Here is a 26,087-nt window from a genome sequence, read left to right on the forward strand (position 1 = left end):
GTGGTGTGAGAGGGTCGAACGAATCAAAATTCCGATTCGTTCACTCTACTCGATTCGCTAAATTCGACAAAAATAGAACGTACTTTCTCCGTCCATTAGACAAAATATTTACTATCAATCAACTATACTATTCGATAAAAGAATGATTGATAGGAGGAAGGGGAATGAGAGATTATTTTATTTATTTAATAGAAGATGAATTCGCTAGTCACTATTTTGGTCGTGAATCATTTATTTATCATCTGTTTCTTGAACATAAGAAGACAAGTTCTAAGAAAAAGGATATTTTGGAAAAACAAATCGAATATATTACAAAACCAATCCCCTCGATTCATATCCATCAAGCAATCAAATCGAATTTAAAAAGCTTTTCGTCCTACTCAGCAACTCGAAATACGCATGAATTAGATTTTGTGCATTTAAATAGTTATGCAGCCCTTCATATATATGATTGCTTCTTGCATGTCACATCGAGAGGTAGCTTTGAAGCAGAAACGGCATTCTTTGAGATTTTACGAAAATATAATCGTTGTTTTCTTGCGATGGATTTTAAAACTGATCGATATGGCTGGTTAAATCCAATAAAACAAAGAAAGTTAATTTAAAATGATAGTTATCGCAAAACAAATATTGTATAATAGCCTTTGATTTAGTACACTGAATTGTAGACAACATGAAGGAGGAAGTAATATGCAAACGTGGATATGGATTCTAATCATCATCGTAGCACTACTTGCTGGTGTAGCATTAGGATTTTTCATTGCTCGTAAATATATGATGAGCTATTTAAAGAAAAACCCACCAATTAATGAACAAATGCTAAAAGTAATGATGATGCAAATGGGTATGAAGCCATCTCAAAAGAAGATCAATCAAATGCTAAAAGCAATGAATGGTCAAATGGACAAGTAATTAAAGGACAGGCACTCAATTAGGAGTGTCTTTTTCTTTTATTTTTATACTTTGCAGAATTTTTAATATTTGATAAACTAGTGAAGCATATATTTCGATTCGCGGAGGAAAATACGTAAATGAAGGTGTTTTTGGATTTATTATGGTTCTTTAGGCAAGAGAAAAAATCTTATTTAACGGGAATATTTTTATTAATGATAGTTGCTTTCTTAGAGCTTATACCTCCAAAGGTAGTTGGGATTATTGTTGATTATATAGATCAACAAACGTTAACGAAAGAATTATTATTTAAGTGGATTTTAATCTTATTGGTGACAGCTTGTACGGTTTATGTAGTGAGATTTTTTTGGAGAATTATGATATTCGGTTCTTCTGTTAAGCTTGCAAGATTACTGCGAAACCAATTATACGAGCATTTTACTAAGATGTCACAAGTATTTTATCAAAAACGTCGGATTGGCGATTTAATGGCACATTCAACAAATGATTTGCAAGCCATTCAGCAAACTGCAGGTTCAGGAGTATTAACTTTAGTTGATTCTCTAACAACTGGTGGATTTGTATTACTAACAATGGCAGCTACGATTAGTTGGAAGCTAACATTAATTAGCCTTATTCCAATGCCATTTATGGCTTTATCAACAAGTTATTATGGAACTTTATTACATAAACGTTTTCACAAGGCACAGGAGGCATTTTCAGATCTAAATGATAAAGTCCAGGAAAGTGTTAGTGGGATTAAGGTGATCAAAACATTTGGTCAAGAAGAGGAGGATATTGAATCTTTCCGGAAGCAATCGGATGATGTTGTCGTTAAAAATGTGTCGGTTGCAAAGGTAGACGCTTTATACGATCCTACTATTTCATTAATCGTTGGATTTTCTTTCTTTCTAGCAATTGTTTTTGGCTCAAGATATGTAGTATCTGGTGAAATGACCCTAGGAGAATTAGTCTCTTTTTCAACATATTTAGGTTTACTAATTTGGCCAATGCTAGCATTTGGTTGGCTATTTAATATTGTTGAACGAGGAAGAGCTTCATATGATCGTGTCTCTATGCTGCTATCTGAGCCAATCGATATTTTTGATAATGATCATGTGAAGGATTTTATTCCTTCAGGAGATATTAGCTATCAACTTTCAACCTTTTCATATCCTGGTGATAAGAAAAGTATACTTAAGGATATTCATTTTACTCTTGCAGAAGGACATACTCTTGGAATAGTAGGTAAAACAGGTGCAGGTAAGACAACATTATTAAAACTACTAATTAGAGAATTTGAGGGCTATGATGGTGATATTCTGATTGCCAATAAAAAAATCAATGAATATAAGCTTGCGTTATTAAGAGAAAGAATTGGATATGTTCCTCAGGATCATTTCTTGTTCTCAGCAACTATAGCTGATAATATTGCATTTGCTAAACCAGAAGCTTCTATGAGAGAAATAATTGACGCAGCAAAGCTTGCGAATATACACGACGATATTCTTGAATTTACAGATGGTTATGAAACCATTGTTGGTGAACGAGGGGTATCATTATCTGGAGGTCAAAAACAACGTATTTCGATTGCAAGAGCTTTACTCATCAATCCAGATTTATTAATCCTTGATGACTCATTATCAGCTGTTGATGCGAACACAGAGGAGATGATTTTAAGCGCATTAAAAAATAATCGTACAGGTAAGACTACGATTATAACATCACATCGTTTGAGTGCCATTCAACACGCAAATCTTATTCTTGTGATTGAGGATGGGATGATCGTCCAAAGAGGAACACACGAAGAACTTATGAAAATAGAAGGTTGGTACCGAGAGATGTACCATCGCCAGCAACTAGAATCTCTTGTTGAGCATGGAGGGTAGATAATGGATAAAAAAATTCAATCAATACAACAAAAACGTGTTTTATACCGGCTTCTATCATATACAAGACCCCATAAGAAAGAGTTCCTCTCTGCATTTGGATTATTATTAGTTGCAACATTTGCCGATCTTATTGGTCCAATCTTAATAAAAGTATTTATTGATGATTATTTAACACCCAGAAATCTAATTGCAAAACAATTAATAATACTTGGGGCTGTCTATTTAACGATTCATATTGTGAAGGTAATACTTAATTATTTTCAATTAGTAAAATTTCAAGAGATTGCCTTGAAAATCATTCAAGAAATGAGAATTGAAGTCTTTTCAAAGGTTCAAAAATTAGGGTTGAAATATTTTGATAAAACGCCTGGTGGTAGCATTGTATCCAGAGTGACAAATGATACTGAAGCAATTAAAGATATGTTTGTCAGTGTTATCGCTACATTTGTTCAAAACGGAGTATTTTTAATTGGTGTTTTTATAGCGATGTTTTATTTAAATGTAAAACTTGCATTATTTTGTTTGCTTCTAATTCCAATTATATTTATCATCATGCAAGCTTATCGACATTTTAGTTCAAAATACTATCATGATATGCGTGAGAGAATTAGTCAATTGAATGCAAAATTGAATGAGTCCTTGCAGGGAATGGCTATAATTCAGGTTTTCCGCCAAGAGAAAAGACTTCGAAAAGAGTTTTCAGAAATCAATGAAGCCCATTATAAAGCAGGAATCAAAAATATTAAGTTAGATGGTTTATTATTACGACCAGCCATTGATTTCATTTATATTTTATCACTAATATCAGTATTGAGTTTTTTTGGAATTTCTGCAGTTGACAGCCCAATCGAAATTGGTGTTTTATATGCATTTATCAATTATTTGGAGCGTTTTTTTGAACCTGTTAATAATATGATGATGCGTTTATCACTTCTTCAGCAGGCAATCGTTGCGTCACAAAGGGTATTCGAATTACTCGATAACGAAGAACTTGCACCACAACCGAATGGAAAAGAAAATCCAAAGATTCAAGATGGCAGCATCGAATTCAAAAATGTAACTTTTTCATATGATGGAACACGTGATGTATTAAAAAATATATCATTTTCAGCTCGACAAGGTGAAACAGTTGCACTTGTTGGTCATACCGGCAGTGGAAAAAGTTCAATTATTAATTTATTACTTCGTTTTTATGAAATTAAAAAAGGTGATATTTTAATAGATGGTCAATCAATTAACAGCTTTCAAGAGAAAGAACTAAGAAAGAAGATAGGATTAGTTCTACAGGATCCGTTTTTATTTGTTGGTTCAATAAGGGATAATCTTCGGTTGAACAACACTAAAATTACTGATGAAGATATAGAGGCATCTGCATCATTAGTACAGGCAGATTCATTTATTAATAGTTTAGATGGAGGGTATGATTACCAAGTAGGAGAACGTGGGGCGACTTTTTCTAGTGGTCAAAGGCAGCTATTAGCATTTGCTAGGACGATTGCGACAAATCCAAAGGTATTAGTGCTCGATGAGGCGACAGCCATTATAGATACTGAGACAGAAGAAGCAATCCAGGAAGCACTTGAAAGAATGCGCAGAGGAAGAACAACAATTGCAATTGCTCATCGCCTATCAACGATTCAAGATGCAAATCTTATTCTTGTCCTGCATCAGGGAGAAATAGTGGAGAGAGGTACACATCAAGAATTACTTATGCAAAAGGGACTTTATTATAAAATGTATTTACTTCAAAATGGAAGCCCAGAAATAGTTGAAAATGCGGTTGTGTAGAAATGAGATGAGAAGTATTTACTAGTCTGAAATTTTAGTAAAGAAATGGGATGACACAAATATGTCAAACATAATAATAGGATTTAACTTGTTTCTTTGCTAGAATTAAATATAACATTTTAAATTTAGGGGCTGAAATAATGTCGACTGATGTAAATATTCTGCTTGCTTTTGGAGCTGGCTTCTTATCGTTTATTTCACCATGCTGTCTACCGCTATATCCTGCATTTTTGTCCTATATCACGGGTGTTTCTGTAAGTGAACTAAAATCAGATAATGCAATGTTACAAAGACGAAGTATTATACATACGATTTTTTTCTTAATTGGTTTTTCAAGTATATTTGTGATGCTCGGCTTCGGTACTTCTTTTATTGGAAGCTTTTTTAGTGAAAATCAAGACTTGATACGCCAACTCGGAGCGATTTTAATAATTTTCTTTGGATTAGTCATATTGGGTGTTCTTAAACCAAGCTTTTTAATGAAGGATCGAAAATTCGAACTAAAAAATCGACCTGCTGGATTTATTGGATCAATTTTTATAGGTATGGCCTTTGCAGCCGGTTGGACACCTTGTACTGGTCCGATCTTAATGTCTGTTATTGCACTAGCGGGTACAAATCCAGATTCTGCTATGCTTTATATGGTTGCGTATTCCTTGGGCTTTTCCATACCTTTTCTAATCATGTCATTCTTCCTTGGAAAAATGAAATGGATTCGCAGAAATAGTATGAAGATCGTAAAAATAGGTGGATATGCAATGATTTTCATGGGGGTTGTCCTGTTTTTTGACTGGATGACAAAAATAACTGCATATGCTGCATCATTATTTGGAGGATTTACAGGTTTTTAGTCGAAGTAATAGAGTAGGTGTAAGTAAGGGGGTCTATTTGTGGCAAGGATACTTGTAGTGGATGATGCTAAATTTATGCGGTTAACGTTAACGAAAATTTTAGAGGAAGCAAATCATGAAGTTGTTTCCGAGGCTGAAAATGGAAAAGATGCGGTGGAATTATACAATAGTTTAAAACCTGACCTTGTAACAATGGATGTTACAATGCCAGAAATGAATGGTCTTGATGCAGTTAGAGAAATCAAAAAGGATCATCCAGATGCGCTCATTATTATGTGTTCCGCAATGGGGCAACAGAAGATGGTTGTAGAAGCGATATCTGCTGGAGCAAAAGATTATATTGTGAAGCCATTTGATGAAAGCAGGGTTATTGAAGCCGTTAATCGAGTATTAGGATAATAATCATACTGAAGCTTATGTTGCAGTAATAGATCAATCTAACGGTGTAAATTTTACATTACCATTTGAGATTTTAATTCTTAAATGGTTTTTCTATTTTAAATGAACTGGTATACTATTTCATGTCTTATTATACTTTTAATAAAAGGATTGATTCATTTGGATTTAGCATTAGTATCTACAATTTTAGCTGCTTGTATGGCATTATTTGTAATGGTGGTTAGACAAAGGGCAGCAAAGCAACCAGCATCTGTGAAGAAAATAATCTTGCCACCAGTTTTTATGAGTACTGGTGCTTTCATGTTTGTTTTTCCGATATTTCGTGTGACACCAATGGAGATACTTGAGGCGGTCATTTTAGGAGCTTTTTTCTCGATTTTTTTAATCAAAACATCATCCTTTGAAATAAAGGAGAATAAAATTTATTTAAAACGTTCAAAGGCATTTATTTTTATCTTAATTGGCCTATTGGTAATACGAATTGTAATGAAATCATTTTTAAGTAACTCAATTGATGTTGGTCAACTAAGTGGAATGTTTTGGATTCTTGCATTTAGTATGATTGTTCCATGGCGGATCGCTATGTATGTAAAGTTCAAAAAACTCGAATCTAAATTAGCTATATAGAAAAAGACTCGGAACCTTCCGAGTCTTTTAAAATAAGTGTTTATATGGCTCAACTTCAATTTGCTTTCTTTCTAATGTTTTAATTAAAAATTTATGATCTCGTTTTGGAGTTGCTACTATATACCCTTTAACAACAAGGTCTTGAGAAATTTCATTTGCCTTTTCTGATAACGCGAGTTCACCAATTTTTCCTGCTATCTTTTGTCTTGCAACGTCACGGAAAAGCTCTGGTACAGGCTTTACGAGTTCCTCCAATAATACCTTTTGCTCATCTGGCCATAAATGCCGAGTTTTTTCTAAATAATAATCCTGCCAATCTAAGACAGATTTTCCATCTTCTTTCGGTAATCTTTTTAAAAACTTTCGAAACATAAAAAAACCACCGATTGCTAACATCGAAATGAAAAAGACAATCCATAAAATGATAAACCATAAAAACCATCCAGATAACTCACCCAATAGAATCTCACCTCAAAACTCACTTTCAATATCCTATATTATACCTTATCTATTTTTAATTTTGAAATATTAAAGATAAAAGAAAGGTATTTTCATTCATTTTTCATCATAACAATCTATTACTTCATATCTAGAATTTTTTAATAATAGGAGGAATAGAGATGAATTCAAATAAATATGAAATATTGATTAAAGATGGTGAGGGTAATGAAATTGAAGTTACACCATTTGATGTGTTTGCTCCTGATGAAGAAGAAAGTGAACCAGTCATTACACTTATGGAGCTGCGAAATGAATATGAGGAAAAACACAGAGTATTAATTGCGGACTTTATTACTGAGAAGTATAGGAAGCTATTTGCATCATCACTTAACCAAACTGATCTATATGATGCAATACTCGTTCTTTCTAACTTCCATCGGGAAATTATCAAAGAAAAGTAAAAGATAAAATCAGTGCTGCTAAGCTCACCAACTTGGTGGGCTTTTATTATTGGCGGGACTGCGTGGGAATCGAACCCACCGAAGACGACACGCGCCTTCCAATTAGTTTTGAAGACTATGAAGGACACCAGTACCCTAATCAGCCCCAATCATTATTATACTAGTCCTACATTTTTTATCAACTTTGATATTTAGGAGAGAAATGGGAAAGATATGCATATGAAAAAGATGATATTTTTTACCTTTATCGTAAGTGTATTTATGTTTCCACAAGCTAGTAAAGCTGAGGAATGGGTAACAGTAAGGCTAGTCAATTATATTGGTGATACTTCTAAGCTAACATTTCAGTTGGTCGGAGATTATTTTACATTAGATCCTACATTACAATTAAAAGAAGGAGTGAATTATAAATTAAAGGTTAAAAATGGGGAGATTACGATTAATGGTGCTGGTGAAGTTTATGAATTTAAAAGTTCATTTGCACTCATTCCTCGAAGTTATAATGAGAACCATCAAATTATTATTAATGACCGTCCTTACTTAGGCGCAGTTGAATTTACAATTGAAGATACAGATCATATAAGACCGGTAAATCAATTACCGTTAGAAGATTATTTAAAAGGGGTAGTTCCATTGGAAGTATTTCCTTCATGGGACATTGAGGCATTAAAAGCACAAAGTCTAGCAGCGAGAACATATGCTGTATCTCATTTAAACGATAATATGGATGATACAACCTTTTATCAAGTGTACGGTGGATATGCGTGGAATCCAAGAACGACAAAAGCAGTTGAAGAGACGAAAGATGAAGTTATCACATATGGAAATAAACTAATTGATGCGTTTTATTCTGCTAGTAATGGAGGTGTTACAGAAAATAACGTGAATGTATGGGGCGGGCAGGCCATGTCTTTCTATCCTGTTAAAACTGATCCTTATGATCCAATTCATCCTTGGTATTACAATCTACATCGGACACAAGTAGATCTAAATACTATCAATTGGGCTAATGAAAACTGGTGGGACTCTCTAAGAGAGAAGGATGGAGCAATTATTTCTTCAATGAAAAAATGGATAAATAGACAAGGATATCCGGGGGATATTATCATCCTTTCAATTCCTACATTTGAATTATCAAACAAACAATTTTCATCAAAACGCTCAATGAAAGGATCGATAGAAGTAGAATTTCTCCAGAGGCTGTATGATGGGACAGTTCTATTTGGAAATATATCTCTCAATGATGTTAATTTAAACCGGATTCGGCCGATGATTGGTGGTAGTGTCTTTAAAAGTTATTTAATTGATTCTCTTACCTTTACGAATGAAAAATACACAATGAAGGGGAGGGGTTATGGGCATGGTGTCGGCATGAGCCAATGGGGTGCGAGCAGGATGGGTGAAAGCGGGAAGACATATAAGGAAATTATCCAGTTTTATTTTCCCGGCACAAATATTACAACGTTTTCAACGTATAAAAAATAGATGACTTGTAACTTTTGGTCAATCTTTGTAAAGTATTTCTTGTAGGTGTAATGAGAGGAACTGGTATCATAATGAAATATTTTACAATTGGTATGGCTGGTCATATTGATCATGGTAAGACATCATTAACAAAGGCACTGACAGGAATCGACACTGACCGTCTGAAAGAAGAAAAAGAGCGCAATATTTCGATAGAATTAGGCTTTGCACCGTTAGCAATTGATGATGACTCAATCGAGGTATCAATTGTTGATGTCCCAGGGCATGAGCGTTTTATTCGTCAAATGATTGCAGGGGTAGCGGGGATTGATTTCGTTATTTTAGTAATTGCTGCTGACGAAGGAGTCATGCCACAAACGAAGGAACATGTTGAAATTCTCTCCTTTCTCAAGATTAGGAGAGGAATCATTGCGATTAGTAAGGTCGAACAGGTTGAAGAGGAATTAATCGAATTAGTAAAAGAAGACATCATTGAGCAATTTACTAACACTATTTTTGAGGCTGCACCAATTGTTTTAGTAGATAGTATTTCAAATAAAGGCATAGACGAGTTGAGAAAAGTTATTACAGATCAACTTATTAATTTGGAGGAAAGACATATAAGTGGTAACTTTCGCCTCCCGATTGATCAAGTATTTACAGTAAAAGGTCATGGTACTGTCGTTAGAGGTACTGTATATGAGGGTAGCGTGAAGGAGGGAGAGACTTTAACAGTTCTCCCCACTTCAATAAAAGTAAAAGCAAGAAAGCTTCAGGTTCATCATAAAAATGTTCAAACTGCAACTGCTGGACAACGGGTTGCAATAAATGTTACTGGTGTATCGAAACAGGAAATAACACGTGGGGATGTTCTCGTTCATACAACTGATTATACTGTTACTCAGACAATAGACGTTGTATTGCATTTCGTAAAAGATTTAATGTATCCAGTAAAACAAAGAACAATCATTAAATTTCATTGTGGTACGTCGGAGGTTCTCGGAAAAATTGTCTTTTTCGATCGAAATGAAGTTATAATTTCAAATCAGGAAGAAATAGTCTGCCAAATTCGACTAGAGGAGCCGATTACTATTAGGCGTGGGGATCGCTTTATTTTAAGACGTCCATCACCAAAAGAAACAATTGCTGGTGGTTGGATTATTGATCCTCAAGGTGAAAAATATCGTTTTGGAATGGAAACAATCCAGCTTTTGCAAAAGAAAAAGGAAGGAAATCCAAGTGACATTATTTTTGACCTTCTAAGTAAGGATAAAATTCTATCAATCTCTGAGCTAATGATGAAAACGAATCTGACAAGGGAGTCGGTGCAGTCAGTCCTGACTAGTTGTCATTTTATTCATGTACTTGATGAAAGTTATACGAATAAACAAGTATTAAATGATGTTGTAAAACGGGCTATATCTGAAATAAATGAATTTCACCAAACATACCCATTACGTCAAGGTATTAACAAAGTTCAAGTCAAGAAAAGTTTAGAAAATGATTATTCAGAAATACTTGTGAATTACGTGCTTAACTCTTTAATCAAAACTGAACAAATTAAAAGGGATGATCAATATTTTATCCTTCCTAATTTTACTCCTTCATTTCCTAAACATTTACGGAAACAAATGGAAGGTGTTATTCAATCAATTCAAACAGATGGAATTACTGTTCAAGAATGGGATAAATACTGTGAGCAATGGAGGCTAAAAGAAAAGGATGCAAATGAACTAAAATATTATTTACTTGGAACAAAGCAAGCTGTCCAACTTATGGATCAATATATAATCCATAGTCATTCAGTAATAGCTGCCCATTTAAAATTAAAAGCTGGAACAGATCAAACGTTTACGATAAAGGAAGCTAAGGATCTTTTACAATTATCTAGAAAATTTATCGTTCCGTTCGTAGAACTGTTAGATGATTTGCAATATACGAGAAGAGTAGATGATAAGCGGGTTTGGTTAAATAAGAAATAGAGGGGAAACCTCTATTCTTATTCAACATATATACAGTAATCCTTCTTTGTAGTAACAGACCCGATGATTGCAGCATCTGTACAACCAATATCGTGTAAAGCTTGTACATATGCCTGAGCTTCTTCAGCCGGTAAGCTTACTAATAATCCGCCTGAGGTTATCGCATCACATAAAATATACTGCGTTTCTATGCTCATGCCATCAGAATATGATACAGAGTCAGCAAGCCATTTGTGATTTGACTTTGAGCCACCTGGAAGTATTCCTTCACTTACCAGCTCTTTTGTTCCTTCTAATAATGGAACATTTGCAGCATTGACATGTAGACTTACCTGACTACCCTTTGCCATTTCACTTGCATGACCTAGTAGGCCAAAGCCAGTTACATCAGTGACAGCATTCGGAGTGAATGAGTGTAGAACTTCAGCTGCTATATGATTAAGTGTTGCCATTGTTTCGGTGACAGCTTTAATTTGCTCTGATGTTGCTGCTTCACGCTTAATTGCAGTTGTGATAATTCCAACCCCAATTGGCTTCGTTAATACTAGCTTATCATTCGGACGTGCACCAACATTTTTCCAAACCTTTTTAGGATGAACAATTCCAGTCACAGATAGTCCGAATTTTGGTTCTTGATCATCGATGGAGTGTCCACCAACGATTAAAGCGCCAGATTCCTTCACTTTATCGGCGGCTCCTTTTAAAATTTCTGCTAACATTTCACTGCCAAGCTTTTTAATTGGATATCCGACAATATTAAGTACCGTTTTCGGTATTCCACCCATTGCGTATACATCACTTAATGCATTTGCAGCGGCAATTTGTCCAAACATATACGGATCATCAACGATCGGGGTAAAATAGTCAATCGTTTGAACAATTGCAATATCATCGGTTAATTGATATACCCCTGCATCATCAGATGTTTCATGTCCAACGAGTAGGTTTGGGTCTTTTTCTCTTTCGGGTAAATAACGCAAAACTTGCGCTAGGTCCTCTGGACCAATTTTGCATCCTCAGCCAGCCTTTGTTGATAGTGAAGTTAATCGAATAATTTCTTCTTTAGACAAAGTTCCCACCTCCTTGTCTTAGTATAAGATATATTTTCTCTCATTGCGAAAAGAAAGCTATTATTAAAAATTAGTATGTATCTTTTACATAATAAAATCCTGCAAATGGTTTACAGGATCTTAATCTTAACCTGATTTTTCTTTTTTTTCCTTTTTCCCTTTTTCTTTATAAATATTTCTAAAATTTCATTACGAAATAACGCAGAAATTTTCTTTTTTTCTAAATCGAATGGGAGCGTTACCAATCTTTGAGAAATTACTTCATCTTGTGGAGGTTCATTTATTTTCTTTACTTGAATGTTCATTGTATCATTAATTATCGTAATAACTATTTGCTGGGCTTGATAACCAGATAATTCTGCTTCAACTATATATTCGTCTTGGGTTTCGAACAAATCAACACGAAATTGATTTTCGTCAATCCAATTCGTATAAGGATCATCTAAAAATTGTTTCATCCATTCTTCTAAACCTTCTATATCATCGAATGGCATAGGAGTAGAATCTTCTTTATTATTCATTGTAAAGACCTCCCAAATTATTGCTATACTTATCATATTCGGAGAAGCTTGAATTGGTACACTTGATTTGATGATAATAGTGGTATAAAAAATGATATTTTTGTTGTTATATTGTAATATTTCGTTATAGGGAGGGAGCTCGGATGAAAGAATACTTAAGAAAGCTACCATCAATACATAAACTGCAAAAGCATATGAACTATCGCGAGCTTATCTTGACCTATAAGGTTCAGGACAAACTAGTTACTGCTTTTATTCAGGAATCCTTACAATCGATCAGAAATCAGATTATAAATAAATCTTGGGAAAACGACAATATTGATATAATTGATCATGTTTTTCAGGATACTGAACAGAAGCTTATACAATTGACTTCCTTTAATTTGACAAATGTAATTAATGCAACTGGAACTGTGTTACACACAAACTTAGGCCGAGCAAGATTAAGTGATGTAGCAATCGAACATGTAGTTAAAACATCTAGAAATTACTCTAATTTGGAATATGACTTGGAGCAAGGCAATCGAGGCACAAGACATAATATCGTTGAAAATCTAATTAGAGAAGTTACAGGTGCTGAAGCAGCAATGGTTGTGAATAATAATGCAGCTGCAGTTTATTTAATATTACGAGCCCTTTCGAATGAGAAAGAAGTTATTGTCTCACGGGGACAGTTAGTTGAAATTGGCGGTTCTTTCCGTGTGTCGGCTATTATGGAGGAGAGCGGTGCCAGGTTAATTGAAGTTGGTACAACAAATAAAACACATTTATTTGACTATGAACAAGCAATTACGGAAGAAACAGCCATGATCTTAAAGGTACATACTAGTAATTTCAAAACGATAGGCTTTACGAAAACAGTCGGACGTGATGAACTCGTAACCCTCAGAGAGCATCATAATAAACTTATTATTTATGAGGATCTAGGTAGTGGTGTCTTATTTGATTTTAAAAAGCATGATATTGGAGATGAACCTGTTGTTAGTAGTGTGTTGAAAGCTGGGGTTGATATTGTATCTTTTAGTGGGGATAAGCTTCTAGGGGGTCCCCAAGCCGGTATTATTGCTGGTAAAAGGGAAGTAATCGAAAGGCTTAAGAAACATCAGCTTGCAAGGGTATTAAGAGTAGACAAAATGTCATATGCTGCTCTTGAAGGTACACTCGTCGCCTATCTTAAAGGTGATGAACAAATACAGGAAATTCCAACAATTAGAGATATTTTGGTCACAAAAGAAGAAATAAAAAAACGTTGTGAAAAATTTATTGATGGGGTAAAAAAAGCAGCGCCTATTTTTATATGTGAATTAAGAGAGGATATATCACAGGTAGGAGGGGGGACGATGCCGGATGTTGAACTACCTACATTTGTAGTCGCCCTCACACATCATAAGATGTCAGCAATCGAAATATGGTCGATGTTGAAAAATGGGGGCACTCCAATCATTACAAGGATAAAAAATGAAGAAGTTTTACTGGATTTTCGTACGATTACTGACAATGAAATTAATTTTATTATAGAAGAATGTGTAAAAATGATGTAAAAGTGAAAGCCGCAAATGCGGCTTTTTCTTAAAGGCCCCAGCACCAAGGCGTTTGCGCTTTTCTTACATATCATGGCCTTGGTTATGTTTTTGTCTAGTGTGGTTTCGGTTTTTAACCTTTTTTGATCCACTCAAAGGTTCGGGTTGTCCAGATTGATGTCCTGCATTATTTTTAGTATCCTTTGATGTATTCTTTTCTACCATGATCATCCCTCCTTATAGTTTGTGTCCTATAGTAATAGGATGAAGAACTTCCACTTTTTTATACTACATACAATGGAATGTTTTTTTATTAAAAAGGAAAGCTATTAGCGTAGAGATACGAACAAAAAGGGGGATGAAAGAGACATGAAGGCATTTCCATATCATAAAAACAAACAACAAGCATTTCAAGCTGCACAACAAGGAATAGAAGAGGCAAAAGGTATATATGAAAATATTGTAAAAGATGATCCAGATTACGGTGTTCATTTGAAACGATTAAAAAATGAAGTAAATGAAGCCTATGAACAAATTAATAATGCTCTTGAGGTTGCTTCGGATAAACAAAAGGAGCAATTGCAGCAATATCAGGATGATCTTCAATCAATCATAAATGACGTAAATGAATAAGGAATATGAAAGCCCGCTTTTAATGCGGGCTATCGTCAAAATGCTCTAGCGCATTTCTGATTTATTGATTTTTCTTACGCTTTTTATTGTTTTGACGTTGTTCAGCTGTTAGTGGTTCATTTGAAAATTCCTCGTTGTAACCGGCCCCAACTCCTTGAGCACCTGCTGCATTCATTCCTGGACGTACATGGTTCGCTTTTCTTTTCGACATTTTTCTCACCTCCATTATTATCTTTTATCAGCTAGTAATAAAATATCCTATCTTTTTATTACTCTTTAATAAGGAAAACTTATCGAGAACAATAACTTTCTTGTTATTTACTTATGAATATAGATATATTAAGATATTTATTGTGAGGACTATTGTGTCAAGACAATTAGTCTCTTTAATTTCGACAATTTGTTGAAAGTTATTTTCATGAGGGGGTTTAACATATGACGAAACAAGACGTATTTCAAGCACGCTCTTCATTCGAAGTAGATGGCAAAACGTATAATTATTACAACTTGCAAGCTCTTGAAAACGCGAACATTGGTAAAGTATCAAAATTACCATATTCAATTAAAGTCCTATTAGAATCAGTTTTACGACAAGTGGATGGAAGAGTTATTAAAAAAGAACATGTAGAGAATTTAGCAAAATGGGGAACAAATGAACTTCAAGAGGTGGATGTACCATTTAAACCATCACGTGTTATTTTACAAGATTTTACTGGTGTGCCAGCTGTAGTTGATTTGGCATCATTACGTAAAGCAATGGCTGATATGGGTGGGGATCCTGATAAAATCAATCCTGAAATACCTGTTGATTTAGTTATCGACCACTCTGTTCAGGTTGATAGAGCTGGAACTCTTGATGCATTACAATTTAACATGGATTTAGAATTTGAACGTAATGCGGAGCGATATAAATTCCTAAGCTGGGCACAAAAGTCTTTTGATAATTATCGTGCAGTTCCACCAGCAACTGGTATCGTTCACCAAGTAAACCTTGAATATTTAGCAAATGTTGTTCATGCAATTGAAGGAGAAAATGGTGAATTTGAATCATTCCCAGATACACTAGTTGGTACTGATTCACATACTACAATGATCAATGGTATTGGTGTTTTAGGTTGGGGTGTTGGTGGTATTGAAGCTGAAGCAGGTATGCTCGGACAGCCTTCATACTTCCCAGTTCCTGAAGTAATTGGTGTGAAACTAGTTGGTACACTTCCAAATGGTACAACTGCAACCGACCTTGCACTTAAGGTTACCCAAGTATTACGTCAAAAAGGTGTTGTAGGGAAATTTGTGGAATTCTACGGTCCTGGGGTTTCTCAGCTTCCATTAGCAGATCGTGCAACAATCTCAAATATGGCTCCAGAATATGGTGCTACTTGTGGATTCTTCCCAGTAGATGGTGAGGCACTTGAGTATTTACGTCTTACTGGCCGTGATGAGCATCAAATTAAAGTCGTTGAGGCTTATTGTAAAGCTAATGGTTTATTCTATACACCAGATCTAGAAGATCCTACTTTTACTTCTGTTGTAGAGATTAACCTTTCAGAAATCGAAGCTAATCTTTCAGGTCCTAAGCGTCCTCAAGATTTAATTCCTTTATCAGAGATGAAAGAAGCTTACAATAAAGCCCTTACAGCTACTGGTAACCAAGGATATGGACTAACTCCTGACGAAATTAATAAGGAGATTACTGTCCAATTCGACAATGGTGAAGAAGTTAATATGAAAACAGGTTCGATTGCAATTGCTGCAATTACTAGCTGTACAAATACTTCAAATCCATATGTAATGCTAGGCGCAGGTCTTGTAGCGAAAAAAGCAGTTGAAAAAGGCTTAGAAGTTCCTAAATATGTGAAAACTTCATTAGCACCTGGTTCAAAGGTTGTTACAGGTTATTTAACTGATTCTGGGTTACTTCCGTATCTAGAAAAGTTAGGTTTTAGTACAGTTGGTTATGGATGTACTACATGTATCGGTAACTCTGGTCCGTTAGCTCCTGAAATTGAAAAGGCAGTTGCGGAAAATGATTTAGTCATTACTTCAGTATTGTCAGGTAACCGTAACTTTGAAGGTCGTATTCATCCACTAGTGAAAGGTAACTATTTAGCATCACCTCCATTAGTAGTTGCTTATGCGTTAGCGGGTACAGTTGATGTTGATCTTCAAAAAGAACCATTAGGAAAAGATAAAGATGGCAACGATGTATTCTTTAATGATATCTGGCCAACTATGGATGAAGTAAAAGCAGTTGTTAAGCAAACAGTTACACCTGAATTATTCAGAAAAGAATATGAGCGTGTATTTGATGATAATAAACGTTGGAATGAAATTGAAAGCACTGATGAAGCATTATACGTGTGGGACGATGAATCAACTTACATTCAAAATCCTCCTTTCTTTGAAGGACTTTCAGCAGAAGCAGGAGAAGTAAAACCATTAAGTGGTCTTCGTGTTGTAGGTAAATTTGGTGATTCAGTTACAACTGACCATATTTCGCCAGCTGGTTCAATTGGAAAAGATACTCCAGCAGGTCTATACTTACAAGAAAAAGGTGTAACTCCACGTGACTTTAACTCTTATGGTTCTAGACGTGGTAATGACCGTGTTATGACAAGAGGTACATTTGCAAACATTCGTATTCGTAATCAAATTGCACCTGGAACAGAAGGTGGATGGACAACTTATTGGCCAACTGGTGAAGTTATGTCTATCTATGATGCTTGTATGAAATATAAACAAGATAATACTGGTCTAGTTGTTTTAGCAGGTAATGATTATGGTATGGGAAGCTCTCGTGACTGGGCTGCGAAAGGTACAAACTTACTTGGCATTAAGACAGTTATTGCTGAGAGCTTTGAGCGTATTCACCGTAGTAATCTTGTATTAATGGGTGTTCTGCCATTACAGTTTAAACAAGGTGAAAATGCCGAAAGCTTAGGACTAACAGGAAAAGAAACAATTGAAGTTCAAATCGATGAAAACGTAAAACCTCGTGATTACGTGAAAGTAACAGCTACTGATGAAGCGGGCAACAAAAAAGAATTTGAAGTACTTGTTCGTTTTGATAGTGATGTTGAAATTGATTACTATCGTCATGGTGGAATTCTACAAATGGTTCTTCGTGACAAAATGAAAGCATAAATTTTTAAAGGTGGTTTTGTGAATTTCACAAAACCGCCTTTTTTAAATTGCCAAAACATTATTATTTTGTTTCATTATATGTTTAAATAAGAGAGAGCAAATATATAGGGAATCCTTTTTCTCTGCATTTTTTAGGAGGAAATTTTTTTATGAAAAAGATTATCGCAATTCTCGTGTTAGTTGGACTTTTAGGATACGCATTTTGGCAATATTCGATTGATCAAAAGCGAGAGGTTGTTGGTATTGAAATTGGTAATACGGCACCAGATTTTGAACTACCATTGATCGATAAGGATGGGGAAATGATTAGCTTATCTAGTTTGAAAGGGAAAAAAGTAGTTGTTAATTTTTGGGCTTCATGGTGTAAGCCTTGCCGAGAAGAGATGCCAGAAATCCAAAAATATTATGAAACAAGAAATGATGATGTTGAAGTACTTGCTATTAATATGACAGCATCGGAGGTTAAAGTTGAAAATGCTAAGAATTTCATTGATGGTAAAGGATATACATTCCCGATCCTTTTAGATGAAAAAAACAGAGCAAGTAGTGACTATGAAGTATTAGGTTTACCTGTGACATTCTTTATCAATTCCGATGGCACTTTAAATGATTTTATCAGAGGGCAAATGGATTTAAAGATGATGAAACAATATATTAATAAACTGGATTAACAATAACAAGGGGAATACTCCTCTTGTTCTTTTTTATTTTCCAACAATTTTCGAAAATTTGTAATAATTAGAGCGTTTTTTGGAGATTACTAATATTACAATAGTAGTAAGAGGAAGGTGAGAAAATTGCGAAAAATTAGAAAGATATCATTTGAAGAGCTCGTTTCAGAAAATAGAAATCAATTATTAAAAGATAAAGAAGCGATGGATCGAATTGAAGCAAGATTAGATCAAAAGAGACAAGTGAAGGCTGAATAACGAATGGAGATTTTCGCCAAATCATTTTCTTACATGAAATTGAAGCTCTCAGGTGATAATGAGTAATGAGGGGGCGAAAATGTATGTCACATCAAAGTAATGACAAACCATCACATTTTAATCCAAATCATATCGGTACACAACCACGTGGATTTGGTGGAAACAAAGGAAAAAAAATGCAAGATAAATCAGGAAAACATGCACAAGTGATCCAGACTAAAGGTGAATAAGGAAAAGGGACGTTTTAACGTCCTTTTTTTAGTTATATTTTTAAACAGATGAAGCACAATAGGATATGTAATAACTAATTTATTAGGAGGAACTTGCATGACACATAATAACCCAAAACCTGATGACCGTAGCGATAATGTAGAGAAATTGCAGGATATGGTTCAAAATACTCAAGAAAATATAAATGAGGCTAATGCAACAATGGAATTTGCATCTGAACATGAGAAGCAAAATATTAAGGCTAAAAATCAACGTAGGGAAGAAAGTATTGAAGGAATGAAAAGTGAAATTCAGGATGAAGCCAAAGCACGTGAAAATGGCTTCCAATAAATAAATCTGTATGTAACCAGGCAGCGAATTGTCTGGTTATTATTTTTTAGGAGCGTATGCCATGTCGTTGTCCAGTGGATGTGATACTATAATAATATTCTACATATGAAATACGTTGAAGGAGGGGAACATCTTGCAAATTTCAACAAAAGAAATAGAAGTTCGATATGCTGAAACAGATCAAATGGGAGTTGTTTACCACGCGAATTATTTAGTATGGATGGAAGTTGGGAGAACTCAATTAATTAAGGATTTGGGATTTAATTATGCAGAAATGGAGAACGAAGGGATCCTATCACCGGTTATTGATTTGCAAATTTCATACAAAATGCCAATGAGATATGGACAGGTTGCAATGATTAAAACATGGATTGATTATTATGATGGTATTAAGGTCATATATGGTTATGAAATTATAACTCCTGATGGTTCAACCTCCGTTACCGGGACATCTTCACATGTTTGCGTTAAGAAAGATAGCTTCCGACCAATTCGGATTCGAAAACTTTTTCCAGATTGGCATGAGGCATACGAAAAAGCAAAGAAAAAAGAAGAATAACAAAAAGACACTTCAAGCAGAAGTGTCTTACTTTTTTGAACAACTTATTTAAGCCATTGATTCATAAACTCATTGATCTCTTGATCGATAGCTTGTGCATTAGTTAACCCGACTGATGCAGCCTTTTTTAATGGGACAATTTTAAAATTATGGTATCGCTGATTTGTGACATATGTCGGTGTAAATACTGGTTTTTGAAGACGAATTATTGTATCATTCGGAGATTTTACCTCCTTAACGATTTCGATTTGTAAAACGCCACCAATATCTTTATAATTCTTCATTTGTCCTGATAAAAAGTTTCCTAAAGAATAAATTACGAATGTATCATGACCGTCTTTTCCTTTTACCCATTCCATTGGTTGAAGTACATGTGGATGATGGCCAATAATGATATCAACACCTTCGTCTGCTAACTCTTTTGCTAGACTTTTTTGTTCATCAGACGGAATCCGTTGATACTCATTTCCCCAATGCATGCTCACTGCGATTACATCTGAAACCTCTTTTGCTTGGGCAATGTCTTTTTTTATTTGTGGCATATCAATTAAATTCACTAAGTATTCTTTGCCCTCTGGAACTGGTATTCCATTTGTTCCATAGGTGTATGAAAGAAATGCTATTTTAATTCCATTTCGATTAAGAATACGGATAACATTGCGGTCTTCGATACTACGATAACCACCGGTATAAGCCATACCAATTTTATCTAGATAACCTGTTGCACTTATAATAGCTTTTTCTCCACGATCAAGTGTGTGATTATTAGCTATTGAGACGATATCAACTCCTGCATCTTGAAGAGCGTCAGCTACCTCAAAAGGACTATTAAATGATGGATATGTTGATAGACCAATCTCAGTTCCACCAACAATTGTTTCTTGATTTGCTATTGTAAGATCTGGTTGCAGTAATAGCTCTTTTACATTAGCAAACATTGGTTTGAAATCATATCTATTGCCCGTACTAGCATCCTTATACACGGTGCCATGAATTAATATATCCCCAACAGCAGCGAGGGTCATCGAACTCGAGAATGGTTTAAACTCATATTCACTTTTCTTGTTCTCGTGATTTTGGGCATGTAATACCTCAGTTGAGCCACCGCTTTCCATTGCATAGTTAATGACAAAGAATAGCGCACATGAAAGCATGATTAAAAAACAAATTAAATATACAACAAATGATGAATAGCTTTTTCTCTTTCTCTTTCTCCTCACAACACAAAACTCCCCCTATAAGATACTCTTACTATAATACAATTCACCGTAAAAATGTTGGTTTTTTATCGAAAGTTGTCAAAAAAGTAATGGTAAAAAATATTTCATAATTCGAAATAAAAGGAAGAGGATTAAGATTAATTTTGTCGAATATATTTATTATTGGCAAGATAAAAAATTGTAAGAGGGTGTTCGTATGTTGAAATTTCAAAAACCGGATGTTGAGCAATTTTTTCGAACATTTGCTATCCAAAACTTCACAGTTAGTCCTGATGAGAAACAAATTGTTTTCAGTACAAATTTAAGTGGTAAGTATAATTTATGGGCAATGGATCTTCCTAATACATTTCCATACCCACTAACATTTATTGATCAAAGCTGCCAAGAACTTGTATACGATAAAAATGGAGAGTTCATGATTGCTGGTTTTGATAAAGATGGGGATGAAAATACACAATTATATGCCCTACAACCTCAAGGAGGCGAGCTGAAACCAATCCGTCTATTGGAAGGTCATAGGCATATGAATCCAGTCCTTTCTAAGGACGGTAAGCGTCTATACTATACAACGACAAAAGAAAATCCAATGTATTTAAATTCGTATTGCTATGATTTAGAATCAGGGGAAGAGACATTAGTGAATGAGGGAAAAGGTGGTGCAACATATTTTGGATTATTAAGTCCTGAAGAGAAAAGTAATGTTCATATAAAAATGTTTGCTAATACATATACATTGGCATACTTGCACAAGGATGGAAAAGAGTTATTATTAACTCCACCAACAGAAGAACAGCATACAGTTTCTGATGTTTTATATATATCTGAAGATGAAATTTATTTTGTGACAGATTATGCTGATGATTTTTCTTACCTGGCTAAATATGATTGTGTAAAAGCGGAATTTCAAAAAGTCCTTTCGTTTGAAAAGGAAGCATTTAAAGGGATCCATTACAATAAACTGAGTCAATCGCTTTATATTGTTAGTGAAAAAGGTGTTGAGGACTTCCTCTATACGTATGATTTGGCAACTGGTGATGTAAATAGAGTAGACACACCGGTATCTGTAATCGAGAAACTCATTGTCACCGAAGCGAATAGTTTATTCCTCTTAGGAAGATCTGCAACAATTCCATTCAATATTTACCGAATGGAAGCGCAAAAGAAGGTGTGGGACGCTTGCACGAATTATGGTGTCCCAGGGGTAGCAGAGGAGGAACTCATTACACCAGAAGTTATCAAATATCCTTCCTTTGATGGATTAGAATTAGAAGCATTATTTTTCAAAGCTAATGAAGATGTTTCAAATGGTCATGTTGTTTTATGGCCGCATGGTGGTCCACAAGCAGCAGAGCGAAAATCCTTCCGATCCATGTTTCAATTTTTAGTTAATCGCGGCTATAGTGTTTTTGCACCAAACTTCCGTGGTTCGACTGGATATGGTTTGTCATTCACAAAGATGGTTGAGGGAGACTGGGGTCATGGTCCAAGATTAGATAATATAGAAGGTTTAGAATGGCTAATTAAAAATGGCTATGCAGACCGGGAAAAGATTTTATTACTTGGTGGTAGTTACGGAGGATATATGTCATTACTACTCCACGGAAGACATGCTGAATACTTTAAAGCCGTTGTTGATATCTTTGGCCCAAGTGATTTATTCTCATTCATAGAATCTGTCCCAGAGCACTGGAAGCCTGTCATGAATCAATGGGTAGGTGACCCGGTTGAAGATCGAGAAAAGTTGATTGAATATTCACCAATTACTTATTTAGATCAAATGGTTAAGCCGATGCTCGTGATTCAAGGAGCAAATGATCCACGTGTTGTGAAGGCAGAATCTGACCAGATTGTGCAAGCTTTACAAGAGAAAGGTGTCAAAGTTGAATACTTAGTGTTGGAAGATGAAGGACATGGATTCTCTAAAAAGGAAAACGAAATAAAAGTAAATCGTGCAATATTAGAATTCTTTGATCGATTTATCTAACATCATCGAACAAACCCTCCAATTACCATAAGTGGAGGGTTTGTTCATTTGCAATTATCCAGTTATAGCCATTTGATCTTAGGTTCAGTTTTGTTTTTTATACGACTTATATTTGCACGGTGTCGATAAAAGACAAAAATAGCCAGTACAGATACAATCATGATTAAAGGGATATCTACTTCAACAATAAAGCTATAGATAATGCTATAGATGACACAAATGAGTGCGGTAATCATAGATGAAAGAGATACCATTTTTGAGAAAAACAATGAAATAAAAAAGCTAATAACGGCTGTTAGAAATAAAATTGGATTATAACAAAGAAGTACTCCACCAGAGGTTGCAACTGCTTTCCCACCTTTAAAGCCTGCAAAAATTGGATACATATGACCAATGACCGCAATCACCCCGATTAGCAAAGGATGAATTGAACTAGAAAATAGTAATGGTAATGCGGTTGCCAATGTTCCTTTTAAAATGTCTGCGATTGTTACAATTAAACCAGCTTTCACGCCAAGTGTTCGGAACGTGTTTGTTCCTCCTAAATTGCCACTTCCATGCTGTCTAATATCAATACCAAAGCCAATTTTCCCCACCAATAGGCCTGAGGGTATTGAACCTAGCAAATAAGCAGTAATTATTATTAATACATCAACTATCATACACATAATTCCTCCTGCATAAAGACTACTAATAAGTACGAACCCTATTAAGCGTTATAATTATAAATATACCATGTTTGTCCATGTATAAACATTATACAGAAATTTTTAGCATTTTATGATTTTTTCTTTTCATTTCGACAAAAATCCCGTAACATGTCGTTAGGGAGGATAATTTTATGTCTAGAATTGAAAGAACAAAACGAAAAACATCATCAACCTTTATCTTATTCGGCTTCATCTTGTCATTTATTTTAATTGGTACTAGTTTAGTATTATGGTTGTATCCTTTTCCATCAAAAGAGAAAACAACCTTCACAAATATGAAATATCCGATCATTTCTGACGGCGAAATTTATCCTGATGAGGCTTTAATTGAAAATGGTACTGTCTATTTTCCTTTATCATTTATTCAAGCAACATTGGATGACGGTATAATTATTGATCAAGATTCAAACTCAATCATTCTCACAACAAAAGAGAAGGTTTATCAAATGCCGTCAGAATCATTGACGATATTTGTTAATGAAGAACCACATAAGTTAGAGTTTCCAATTTATACTACAAAAGATAATACTCCATATATTTCAATCGATCCATTTCAAAGCTTATATCAGGTTCAATACAAGTATCATAAAGAAACGGGTATAACAGTTTTAAAGAGAAATGGAGATACAATTCAAAAAGGTGTAGTGAAGGACAATCAAAAAGAATATTTATTACACATGCGGAGTGAGGCAGATTTATCAACACCTTATGTAAGCGAGGTTAAACCTAGTGAGAATGTTTATATTGAAAAGGATGTTGAAAATTATTACTATATTCGTAAAGAGAATGGAATCGCAGGCTTTGTAAAAAAAGATATTTTAAATGTAGGGGATTCAAAAAAACTAGCAATAAAACCGCAGGAAAGAGTACAATCACCATTACAAGCACTTTCATTACCTATTAATCTTACATGGGAAGCAGTATATTCAAAAAATCCAAATACAAAATTAATCCCTAATATGACAGGAGTTAATATTGTATCACCCACATGGTTTTCATTAAAAAATAATGAAGGTGATGTTAAGAACTTGGGTTCTACTGCTTATAGGGAGTGGGCGCAATCTAAGGGTTATCAGGTATGGGGCTTATTCTCAAATGATTTTGACCCAGAAAAAACTCATGAAGCATTTAATGACTTCGAAACGAGGAAGAAAATCATTCGCCAACTTCTTGAATATAGTAATATGTATCAGTTAGATGGTATCAATTTTGATATTGAAAATGTGAATGAAGCCGATGGGCCACTTGTCACTCAATTTATAAAAGAGGCAACACCCTATTTGCATAAAGCAGGATTAGTTGTATCGATGGACATCACTTTTATATCAGATAGTAGTACTTGGTCGAAATTTTATGAGCGTGAAAAGCTTGCAGCAGTTGTAGATTATATGGTTGTAATGGCTTATGATGAGCATTGGGGTACATCACCAGTCTCAGGTAGTGTTGCAAGTCTACCATGGGTTGAAAGGAATTTGGAAAGACTACTTGAAGTAGTTCCTCATGATCAGCTTGTTCTAGCTGTGCCATTGTACGCAAGAATTTGGAAGGAAGCTGACACTGAAGCGGGAAATGTTGAAGTATCCTCGAAGGCTTTAAGTATGAACGACGTACAACAATGGATCAAAGAACGAAATTTAACACCTACTTATGATGAACAATCTGGTCAAAACTATGTCGAATATCGTGATGATAATGAAAAAGCAACGTATAAAATTTGGATTGAGGATGAACTTTCACTTCAAAAACGAATACAGCTAATTCATAAATATGATCTAGCAGGGGTTGCTTCGTGGACTAGATTTTTTGCAAATGACACTGCTTGGACATCTATATCTCAAGCATTAAAAGAAGAAAATAAAAAATAATAATAAAAAAACTTTTAACCGAAATACTATGAAAAATGCGGAGAAGGAGGCATTAGCTAACATGACAATTGAGATTCCATCACGTCCCGAGCTTGGTGCAATTTTGAAGAAAAGCAAACGAATAGCGGTTGTTGGATTGTCTGGTAATCCTGAAAAAACGTCTTACATGGTTAGTAAAGCAATGCAAGATGCTGGATATGAAATCATTCCCGTTAATCCAACCATTGATGAAGTATTAGGAGTAAAGGCTGTTAAAAATCTTAAAGAAATTGAAGGACATGTAGATATTGTTAATGTATTTCGTCGCTCTGAGCATTTACACGATGTTGCAAAGGAATTCGACGAAATTGATGCAGATGTTTTTTGGGCACAACTTGGGCTACAAAATGAAGAAGCATATGAATTTTTAAAAGGTCGGGGCTATACTGTTGTAATGGATCGTTGTATTAAGGTAGAACATGCATTAACAAAATAAAGTCAGATTCGGTAAAATCCTTGTTCTTTATACAGGGATTTTTCGTTTTTTATTATAAACGATTTGCCAAATCTGGATAAACAGCTAAAATAAATAGAGA

At 34.8% G+C, this 26,087-nt stretch carries 28 protein-coding genes and 1 tRNA gene; 21 read left to right on the forward strand and 8 right to left on the reverse strand.

Annotated elements, in window-relative coordinates; genetic code table 11:
• Window positions 1-164: 164 nt before the first annotated feature.
• The 7 genes from sirA to MJG50_RS09905 all read left to right on the forward strand — a co-directional run bounded on the left by sirA (window position 165) and on the right by MJG50_RS09905 (window position 6,448).
• A complete protein-coding gene (gene sirA / locus MJG50_RS09875; protein WP_240255302.1) occupies window positions 165-605 on the forward strand; it encodes a sporulation inhibitor of replication protein SirA in 441 nt (146 codons plus the stop codon).
• 85 nt (window positions 606-690) lie between these two features.
• The gene (locus MJG50_RS09880; protein WP_240255304.1) at window positions 691-912 is read left to right on the forward strand and encodes a YneF family protein; all 222 of its coding nucleotides are present in this window, start codon (window positions 691-693) and stop codon (window positions 910-912) included.
• Between the two features lie 119 nt (window positions 913-1,031).
• The gene (locus MJG50_RS09885; protein WP_240255306.1) at window positions 1,032-2,780 is read left to right on the forward strand and encodes an ABC transporter transmembrane domain-containing protein; all 1,749 of its coding nucleotides are present in this window, start codon (window positions 1,032-1,034) and stop codon (window positions 2,778-2,780) included.
• A gap of 3 nt (window positions 2,781-2,783) precedes the next feature.
• Window positions 2,784-4,571, forward strand: a complete 1,788-nt coding sequence (locus MJG50_RS09890; protein WP_240255308.1) for an ABC transporter ATP-binding protein — start codon at window positions 2,784-2,786, stop codon at window positions 4,569-4,571.
• Window positions 4,572-4,711: 140 nt separating this feature from the next.
• Entirely contained in the window at window positions 4,712-5,422 is a 711-nt protein-coding gene (locus MJG50_RS09895) for a cytochrome c biogenesis CcdA family protein (protein WP_240255310.1), read from the forward strand.
• Window positions 5,423-5,461: 39 nt separating this feature from the next.
• The gene (locus MJG50_RS09900; RefSeq protein ID WP_345893228.1) at window positions 5,462-5,821 is read left to right on the forward strand and encodes a response regulator; all 360 of its coding nucleotides are present in this window, start codon (window positions 5,462-5,464) and stop codon (window positions 5,819-5,821) included.
• 159 nt (window positions 5,822-5,980) lie between these two features.
• The gene (locus MJG50_RS09905; protein WP_275695563.1) at window positions 5,981-6,448 is read left to right on the forward strand and encodes a CcdC family protein; all 468 of its coding nucleotides are present in this window, start codon (window positions 5,981-5,983) and stop codon (window positions 6,446-6,448) included.
• A gap of 27 nt (window positions 6,449-6,475) precedes the next feature.
• On the opposite strand, the gene MJG50_RS09910 is transcribed toward MJG50_RS09905, so the two are convergent.
• On the reverse strand, window positions 6,476-6,907 hold the full coding sequence (locus MJG50_RS09910) for a DUF2621 domain-containing protein (protein ID WP_275695564.1): 432 nt from the start codon (window positions 6,905-6,907) through the stop codon (window positions 6,476-6,478).
• 161 nt (window positions 6,908-7,068) lie between these two features.
• Here MJG50_RS09910 and MJG50_RS09915 point away from each other — a divergent pair, with 161 nt between their 5' ends.
• Window positions 7,069-7,350 (forward strand): hypothetical protein, encoded by a 282-nt coding sequence (locus tag MJG50_RS09915; RefSeq protein ID WP_240255312.1) that lies wholly within the window; start codon window positions 7,069-7,071, stop codon window positions 7,348-7,350.
• Window positions 7,351-7,400: 50 nt separating this feature from the next.
• Here MJG50_RS09915 and MJG50_RS09920 read toward each other — a convergent pair.
• A tRNA-Sec gene (locus MJG50_RS09920) sits at window positions 7,401-7,497 on the reverse strand.
• 72 nt (window positions 7,498-7,569) lie between these two features.
• Between MJG50_RS09920 and MJG50_RS09925 the strand changes: the two genes are divergently transcribed.
• Together MJG50_RS09925 and selB are read left to right on the forward strand one after the other, a co-directional pair.
• Window positions 7,570-8,835 (forward strand): SpoIID/LytB domain-containing protein, encoded by a 1,266-nt coding sequence (locus tag MJG50_RS09925; RefSeq protein ID WP_240255314.1) that lies wholly within the window; start codon window positions 7,570-7,572, stop codon window positions 8,833-8,835.
• Window positions 8,836-8,906: 71 nt separating this feature from the next.
• Window positions 8,907-10,796 carry a selenocysteine-specific translation elongation factor gene (selB, locus tag MJG50_RS09930; protein WP_240255316.1) on the forward strand — a complete coding sequence of 630 codons (1,890 nt, stop codon included), beginning with the start codon at window positions 8,907-8,909 and terminating at the stop codon, window positions 10,794-10,796.
• A gap of 17 nt (window positions 10,797-10,813) precedes the next feature.
• Here the strand turns inward: selB and selD are convergent, their stop codons facing one another.
• Together selD and MJG50_RS09940 are read right to left on the reverse strand one after the other, a co-directional pair.
• Window positions 10,814-11,866 carry a selenide, water dikinase SelD gene (gene selD, locus MJG50_RS09935; protein ID WP_275695565.1) on the reverse strand — a complete coding sequence of 351 codons (1,053 nt, stop codon included), beginning with the start codon at window positions 11,864-11,866 and terminating at the stop codon, window positions 10,814-10,816.
• Window positions 11,867-11,976: 110 nt separating this feature from the next.
• Window positions 11,977-12,387: an Hsp20/alpha crystallin family protein gene (locus MJG50_RS09940; RefSeq protein ID WP_240255320.1), complete on the reverse strand. Its 411-nt coding sequence runs from the start codon at window positions 12,385-12,387 to the stop codon at window positions 11,977-11,979.
• 143 nt (window positions 12,388-12,530) lie between these two features.
• Here MJG50_RS09940 and selA point away from each other — a divergent pair, with 143 nt between their 5' ends.
• Complete coding sequence (selA, locus tag MJG50_RS09945) at window positions 12,531-13,928, forward strand: L-seryl-tRNA(Sec) selenium transferase (RefSeq protein ID WP_240255322.1); 1,398 nt, start codon at window positions 12,531-12,533, stop codon at window positions 13,926-13,928.
• Between the two features lie 63 nt (window positions 13,929-13,991).
• Here the strand turns inward: selA and MJG50_RS09950 are convergent, their stop codons facing one another.
• Window positions 13,992-14,132 carry a small acid-soluble spore protein P gene (locus tag MJG50_RS09950; RefSeq protein ID WP_240255324.1) on the reverse strand — a complete coding sequence of 47 codons (141 nt, stop codon included), beginning with the start codon at window positions 14,130-14,132 and terminating at the stop codon, window positions 13,992-13,994.
• Window positions 14,133-14,276: 144 nt separating this feature from the next.
• Here MJG50_RS09950 and MJG50_RS09955 point away from each other — a divergent pair, with 144 nt between their 5' ends.
• Window positions 14,277-14,540: a hypothetical protein gene (locus MJG50_RS09955; RefSeq protein ID WP_240255326.1), complete on the forward strand. Its 264-nt coding sequence runs from the start codon at window positions 14,277-14,279 to the stop codon at window positions 14,538-14,540.
• A gap of 61 nt (window positions 14,541-14,601) precedes the next feature.
• Here the strand turns inward: MJG50_RS09955 and sspO are convergent, their stop codons facing one another.
• Window positions 14,602-14,751 carry a small acid-soluble spore protein SspO gene (gene sspO, locus MJG50_RS09960; RefSeq protein WP_240255328.1) on the reverse strand — a complete coding sequence of 50 codons (150 nt, stop codon included), beginning with the start codon at window positions 14,749-14,751 and terminating at the stop codon, window positions 14,602-14,604.
• Between the two features lie 224 nt (window positions 14,752-14,975).
• Between sspO and acnA the strand changes: the two genes are divergently transcribed.
• The 6 genes from acnA (at window position 14,976) to MJG50_RS09990 (ending at window position 19,733) form a co-directional block, all read left to right on the forward strand.
• Window positions 14,976-17,684 (forward strand): aconitate hydratase AcnA, encoded by a 2,709-nt coding sequence (acnA, locus tag MJG50_RS09965; RefSeq protein ID WP_240255329.1) that lies wholly within the window; start codon window positions 14,976-14,978, stop codon window positions 17,682-17,684.
• A 149-nt stretch (window positions 17,685-17,833) separates the two neighbouring features.
• Window positions 17,834-18,355 (forward strand): TlpA disulfide reductase family protein, encoded by a 522-nt coding sequence (locus tag MJG50_RS09970; RefSeq protein ID WP_240255331.1) that lies wholly within the window; start codon window positions 17,834-17,836, stop codon window positions 18,353-18,355.
• A 117-nt stretch (window positions 18,356-18,472) separates the two neighbouring features.
• Window positions 18,473-18,613, forward strand: coding sequence for an FbpB family small basic protein (locus MJG50_RS09975; RefSeq protein WP_431307269.1), 141 nt, complete (start codon window positions 18,473-18,475; stop codon window positions 18,611-18,613).
• A gap of 83 nt (window positions 18,614-18,696) precedes the next feature.
• Entirely contained in the window at window positions 18,697-18,843 is a 147-nt protein-coding gene (locus MJG50_RS09980; RefSeq protein ID WP_240255335.1) for an acid-soluble spore protein N, read from the forward strand.
• A gap of 97 nt (window positions 18,844-18,940) precedes the next feature.
• Window positions 18,941-19,174 carry a small acid-soluble spore protein Tlp gene (tlp, locus tag MJG50_RS09985; RefSeq protein WP_240255336.1) on the forward strand — a complete coding sequence of 78 codons (234 nt, stop codon included), beginning with the start codon at window positions 18,941-18,943 and terminating at the stop codon, window positions 19,172-19,174.
• A gap of 133 nt (window positions 19,175-19,307) precedes the next feature.
• On the forward strand, window positions 19,308-19,733 hold the full coding sequence (locus tag MJG50_RS09990) for an acyl-CoA thioesterase (protein ID WP_240255338.1): 426 nt from the start codon (window positions 19,308-19,310) through the stop codon (window positions 19,731-19,733).
• A 44-nt stretch (window positions 19,734-19,777) separates the two neighbouring features.
• Here MJG50_RS09990 and MJG50_RS09995 read toward each other — a convergent pair whose 3' ends face one another.
• Complete coding sequence (locus tag MJG50_RS09995; protein WP_275695574.1) at window positions 19,778-20,887, reverse strand: CapA family protein; 1,110 nt, start codon at window positions 20,885-20,887, stop codon at window positions 19,778-19,780.
• Window positions 20,888-21,149: 262 nt separating this feature from the next.
• Here MJG50_RS09995 and MJG50_RS10000 point away from each other — a divergent pair, with 262 nt between their 5' ends.
• The gene (locus MJG50_RS10000) at window positions 21,150-22,937 is read left to right on the forward strand and encodes a S9 family peptidase (protein WP_240255342.1); all 1,788 of its coding nucleotides are present in this window, start codon (window positions 21,150-21,152) and stop codon (window positions 22,935-22,937) included.
• Window positions 22,938-22,999: 62 nt separating this feature from the next.
• On the opposite strand, the gene plsY is transcribed toward MJG50_RS10000, so the two are convergent.
• Window positions 23,000-23,599 carry a glycerol-3-phosphate 1-O-acyltransferase PlsY gene (gene plsY, locus MJG50_RS10005; protein ID WP_240255344.1) on the reverse strand — a complete coding sequence of 200 codons (600 nt, stop codon included), beginning with the start codon at window positions 23,597-23,599 and terminating at the stop codon, window positions 23,000-23,002.
• Between the two features lie 179 nt (window positions 23,600-23,778).
• Between plsY and MJG50_RS10010 the strand changes: the two genes are divergently transcribed.
• Entirely contained in the window at window positions 23,779-25,512 is a 1,734-nt protein-coding gene (locus tag MJG50_RS10010; protein ID WP_240255345.1) for a glycosyl hydrolase family 18 protein, read from the forward strand.
• A gap of 61 nt (window positions 25,513-25,573) precedes the next feature.
• Window positions 25,574-25,987: a CoA-binding protein gene (locus MJG50_RS10015; protein ID WP_240255347.1), complete on the forward strand. Its 414-nt coding sequence runs from the start codon at window positions 25,574-25,576 to the stop codon at window positions 25,985-25,987.
• The last annotated feature ends 100 nt before the right edge of the window (window positions 25,988-26,087 follow it).

Origin of the sequence: Fredinandcohnia quinoae (genome assembly GCF_022427965.1) — a bacterium.
Classification (GTDB): Bacteria; Bacillota; Bacilli; order Bacillales; family Bacillaceae_L; genus Ferdinandcohnia; species Ferdinandcohnia quinoae.

Excerpts from the sequence above, each read along its gene's own strand:
- sirA (WP_240255302.1), top strand. The coding sequence starts at position 165 with ATGAGAGATTATTTTATTTATTTAATAGAAGATGAATTCGCTAGTCAC.
- MJG50_RS09940 (WP_240255320.1), bottom strand. The coding sequence starts at position 12,387 with ATGAATAATAAAGAAGATTCTACTCCTATGCCATTCGATGATATAGAA.
- tlp (WP_240255336.1), top strand. The coding sequence starts at position 18,941 with ATGACACATAATAACCCAAAACCTGATGACCGTAGCGATAATGTAGAG.
- MJG50_RS10000 (WP_240255342.1), top strand. The coding sequence starts at position 21,150 with ATGTTGAAATTTCAAAAACCGGATGTTGAGCAATTTTTTCGAACATTT.
- MJG50_RS09880 (WP_240255304.1), top strand. The coding sequence starts at position 691 with ATGCAAACGTGGATATGGATTCTAATCATCATCGTAGCACTACTTGCT.
- MJG50_RS09970 (WP_240255331.1), top strand. The coding sequence starts at position 17,834 with ATGAAAAAGATTATCGCAATTCTCGTGTTAGTTGGACTTTTAGGATAC.
- MJG50_RS09955 (WP_240255326.1), top strand. The coding sequence starts at position 14,277 with ATGAAGGCATTTCCATATCATAAAAACAAACAACAAGCATTTCAAGCT.
- MJG50_RS09915 (WP_240255312.1), top strand. The coding sequence starts at position 7,069 with ATGAATTCAAATAAATATGAAATATTGATTAAAGATGGTGAGGGTAAT.
- selB (WP_240255316.1), top strand. The coding sequence starts at position 8,907 with ATGAAATATTTTACAATTGGTATGGCTGGTCATATTGATCATGGTAAG.
- acnA (WP_240255329.1), top strand. The coding sequence starts at position 14,976 with ATGACGAAACAAGACGTATTTCAAGCACGCTCTTCATTCGAAGTAGAT.
- plsY (WP_240255344.1), bottom strand. The coding sequence starts at position 23,599 with ATGATAGTTGATGTATTAATAATAATTACTGCTTATTTGCTAGGTTCA.
- MJG50_RS10015 (WP_240255347.1), top strand. The coding sequence starts at position 25,574 with ATGACAATTGAGATTCCATCACGTCCCGAGCTTGGTGCAATTTTGAAG.
- MJG50_RS09890 (WP_240255308.1), top strand. The coding sequence starts at position 2,784 with ATGGATAAAAAAATTCAATCAATACAACAAAAACGTGTTTTATACCGG.
- MJG50_RS09980 (WP_240255335.1), top strand. The coding sequence starts at position 18,697 with ATGTCACATCAAAGTAATGACAAACCATCACATTTTAATCCAAATCAT.
- MJG50_RS09925 (WP_240255314.1), top strand. The coding sequence starts at position 7,570 with ATGAAAAAGATGATATTTTTTACCTTTATCGTAAGTGTATTTATGTTT.
- sspO (WP_240255328.1), bottom strand. The coding sequence starts at position 14,751 with ATGTCGAAAAGAAAAGCGAACCATGTACGTCCAGGAATGAATGCAGCA.
- MJG50_RS09895 (WP_240255310.1), top strand. The coding sequence starts at position 4,712 with ATGTCGACTGATGTAAATATTCTGCTTGCTTTTGGAGCTGGCTTCTTA.
- selA (WP_240255322.1), top strand. The coding sequence starts at position 12,531 with ATGAAAGAATACTTAAGAAAGCTACCATCAATACATAAACTGCAAAAG.
- MJG50_RS09885 (WP_240255306.1), top strand. The coding sequence starts at position 1,032 with ATGAAGGTGTTTTTGGATTTATTATGGTTCTTTAGGCAAGAGAAAAAA.
- MJG50_RS09995 (WP_275695574.1), bottom strand. The coding sequence starts at position 20,887 with ATGCTTTCATGTGCGCTATTCTTTGTCATTAACTATGCAATGGAAAGC.
- MJG50_RS10010 (WP_240255345.1), top strand. The coding sequence starts at position 23,779 with ATGTCTAGAATTGAAAGAACAAAACGAAAAACATCATCAACCTTTATC.
- MJG50_RS09950 (WP_240255324.1), bottom strand. The coding sequence starts at position 14,132 with ATGGTAGAAAAGAATACATCAAAGGATACTAAAAATAATGCAGGACAT.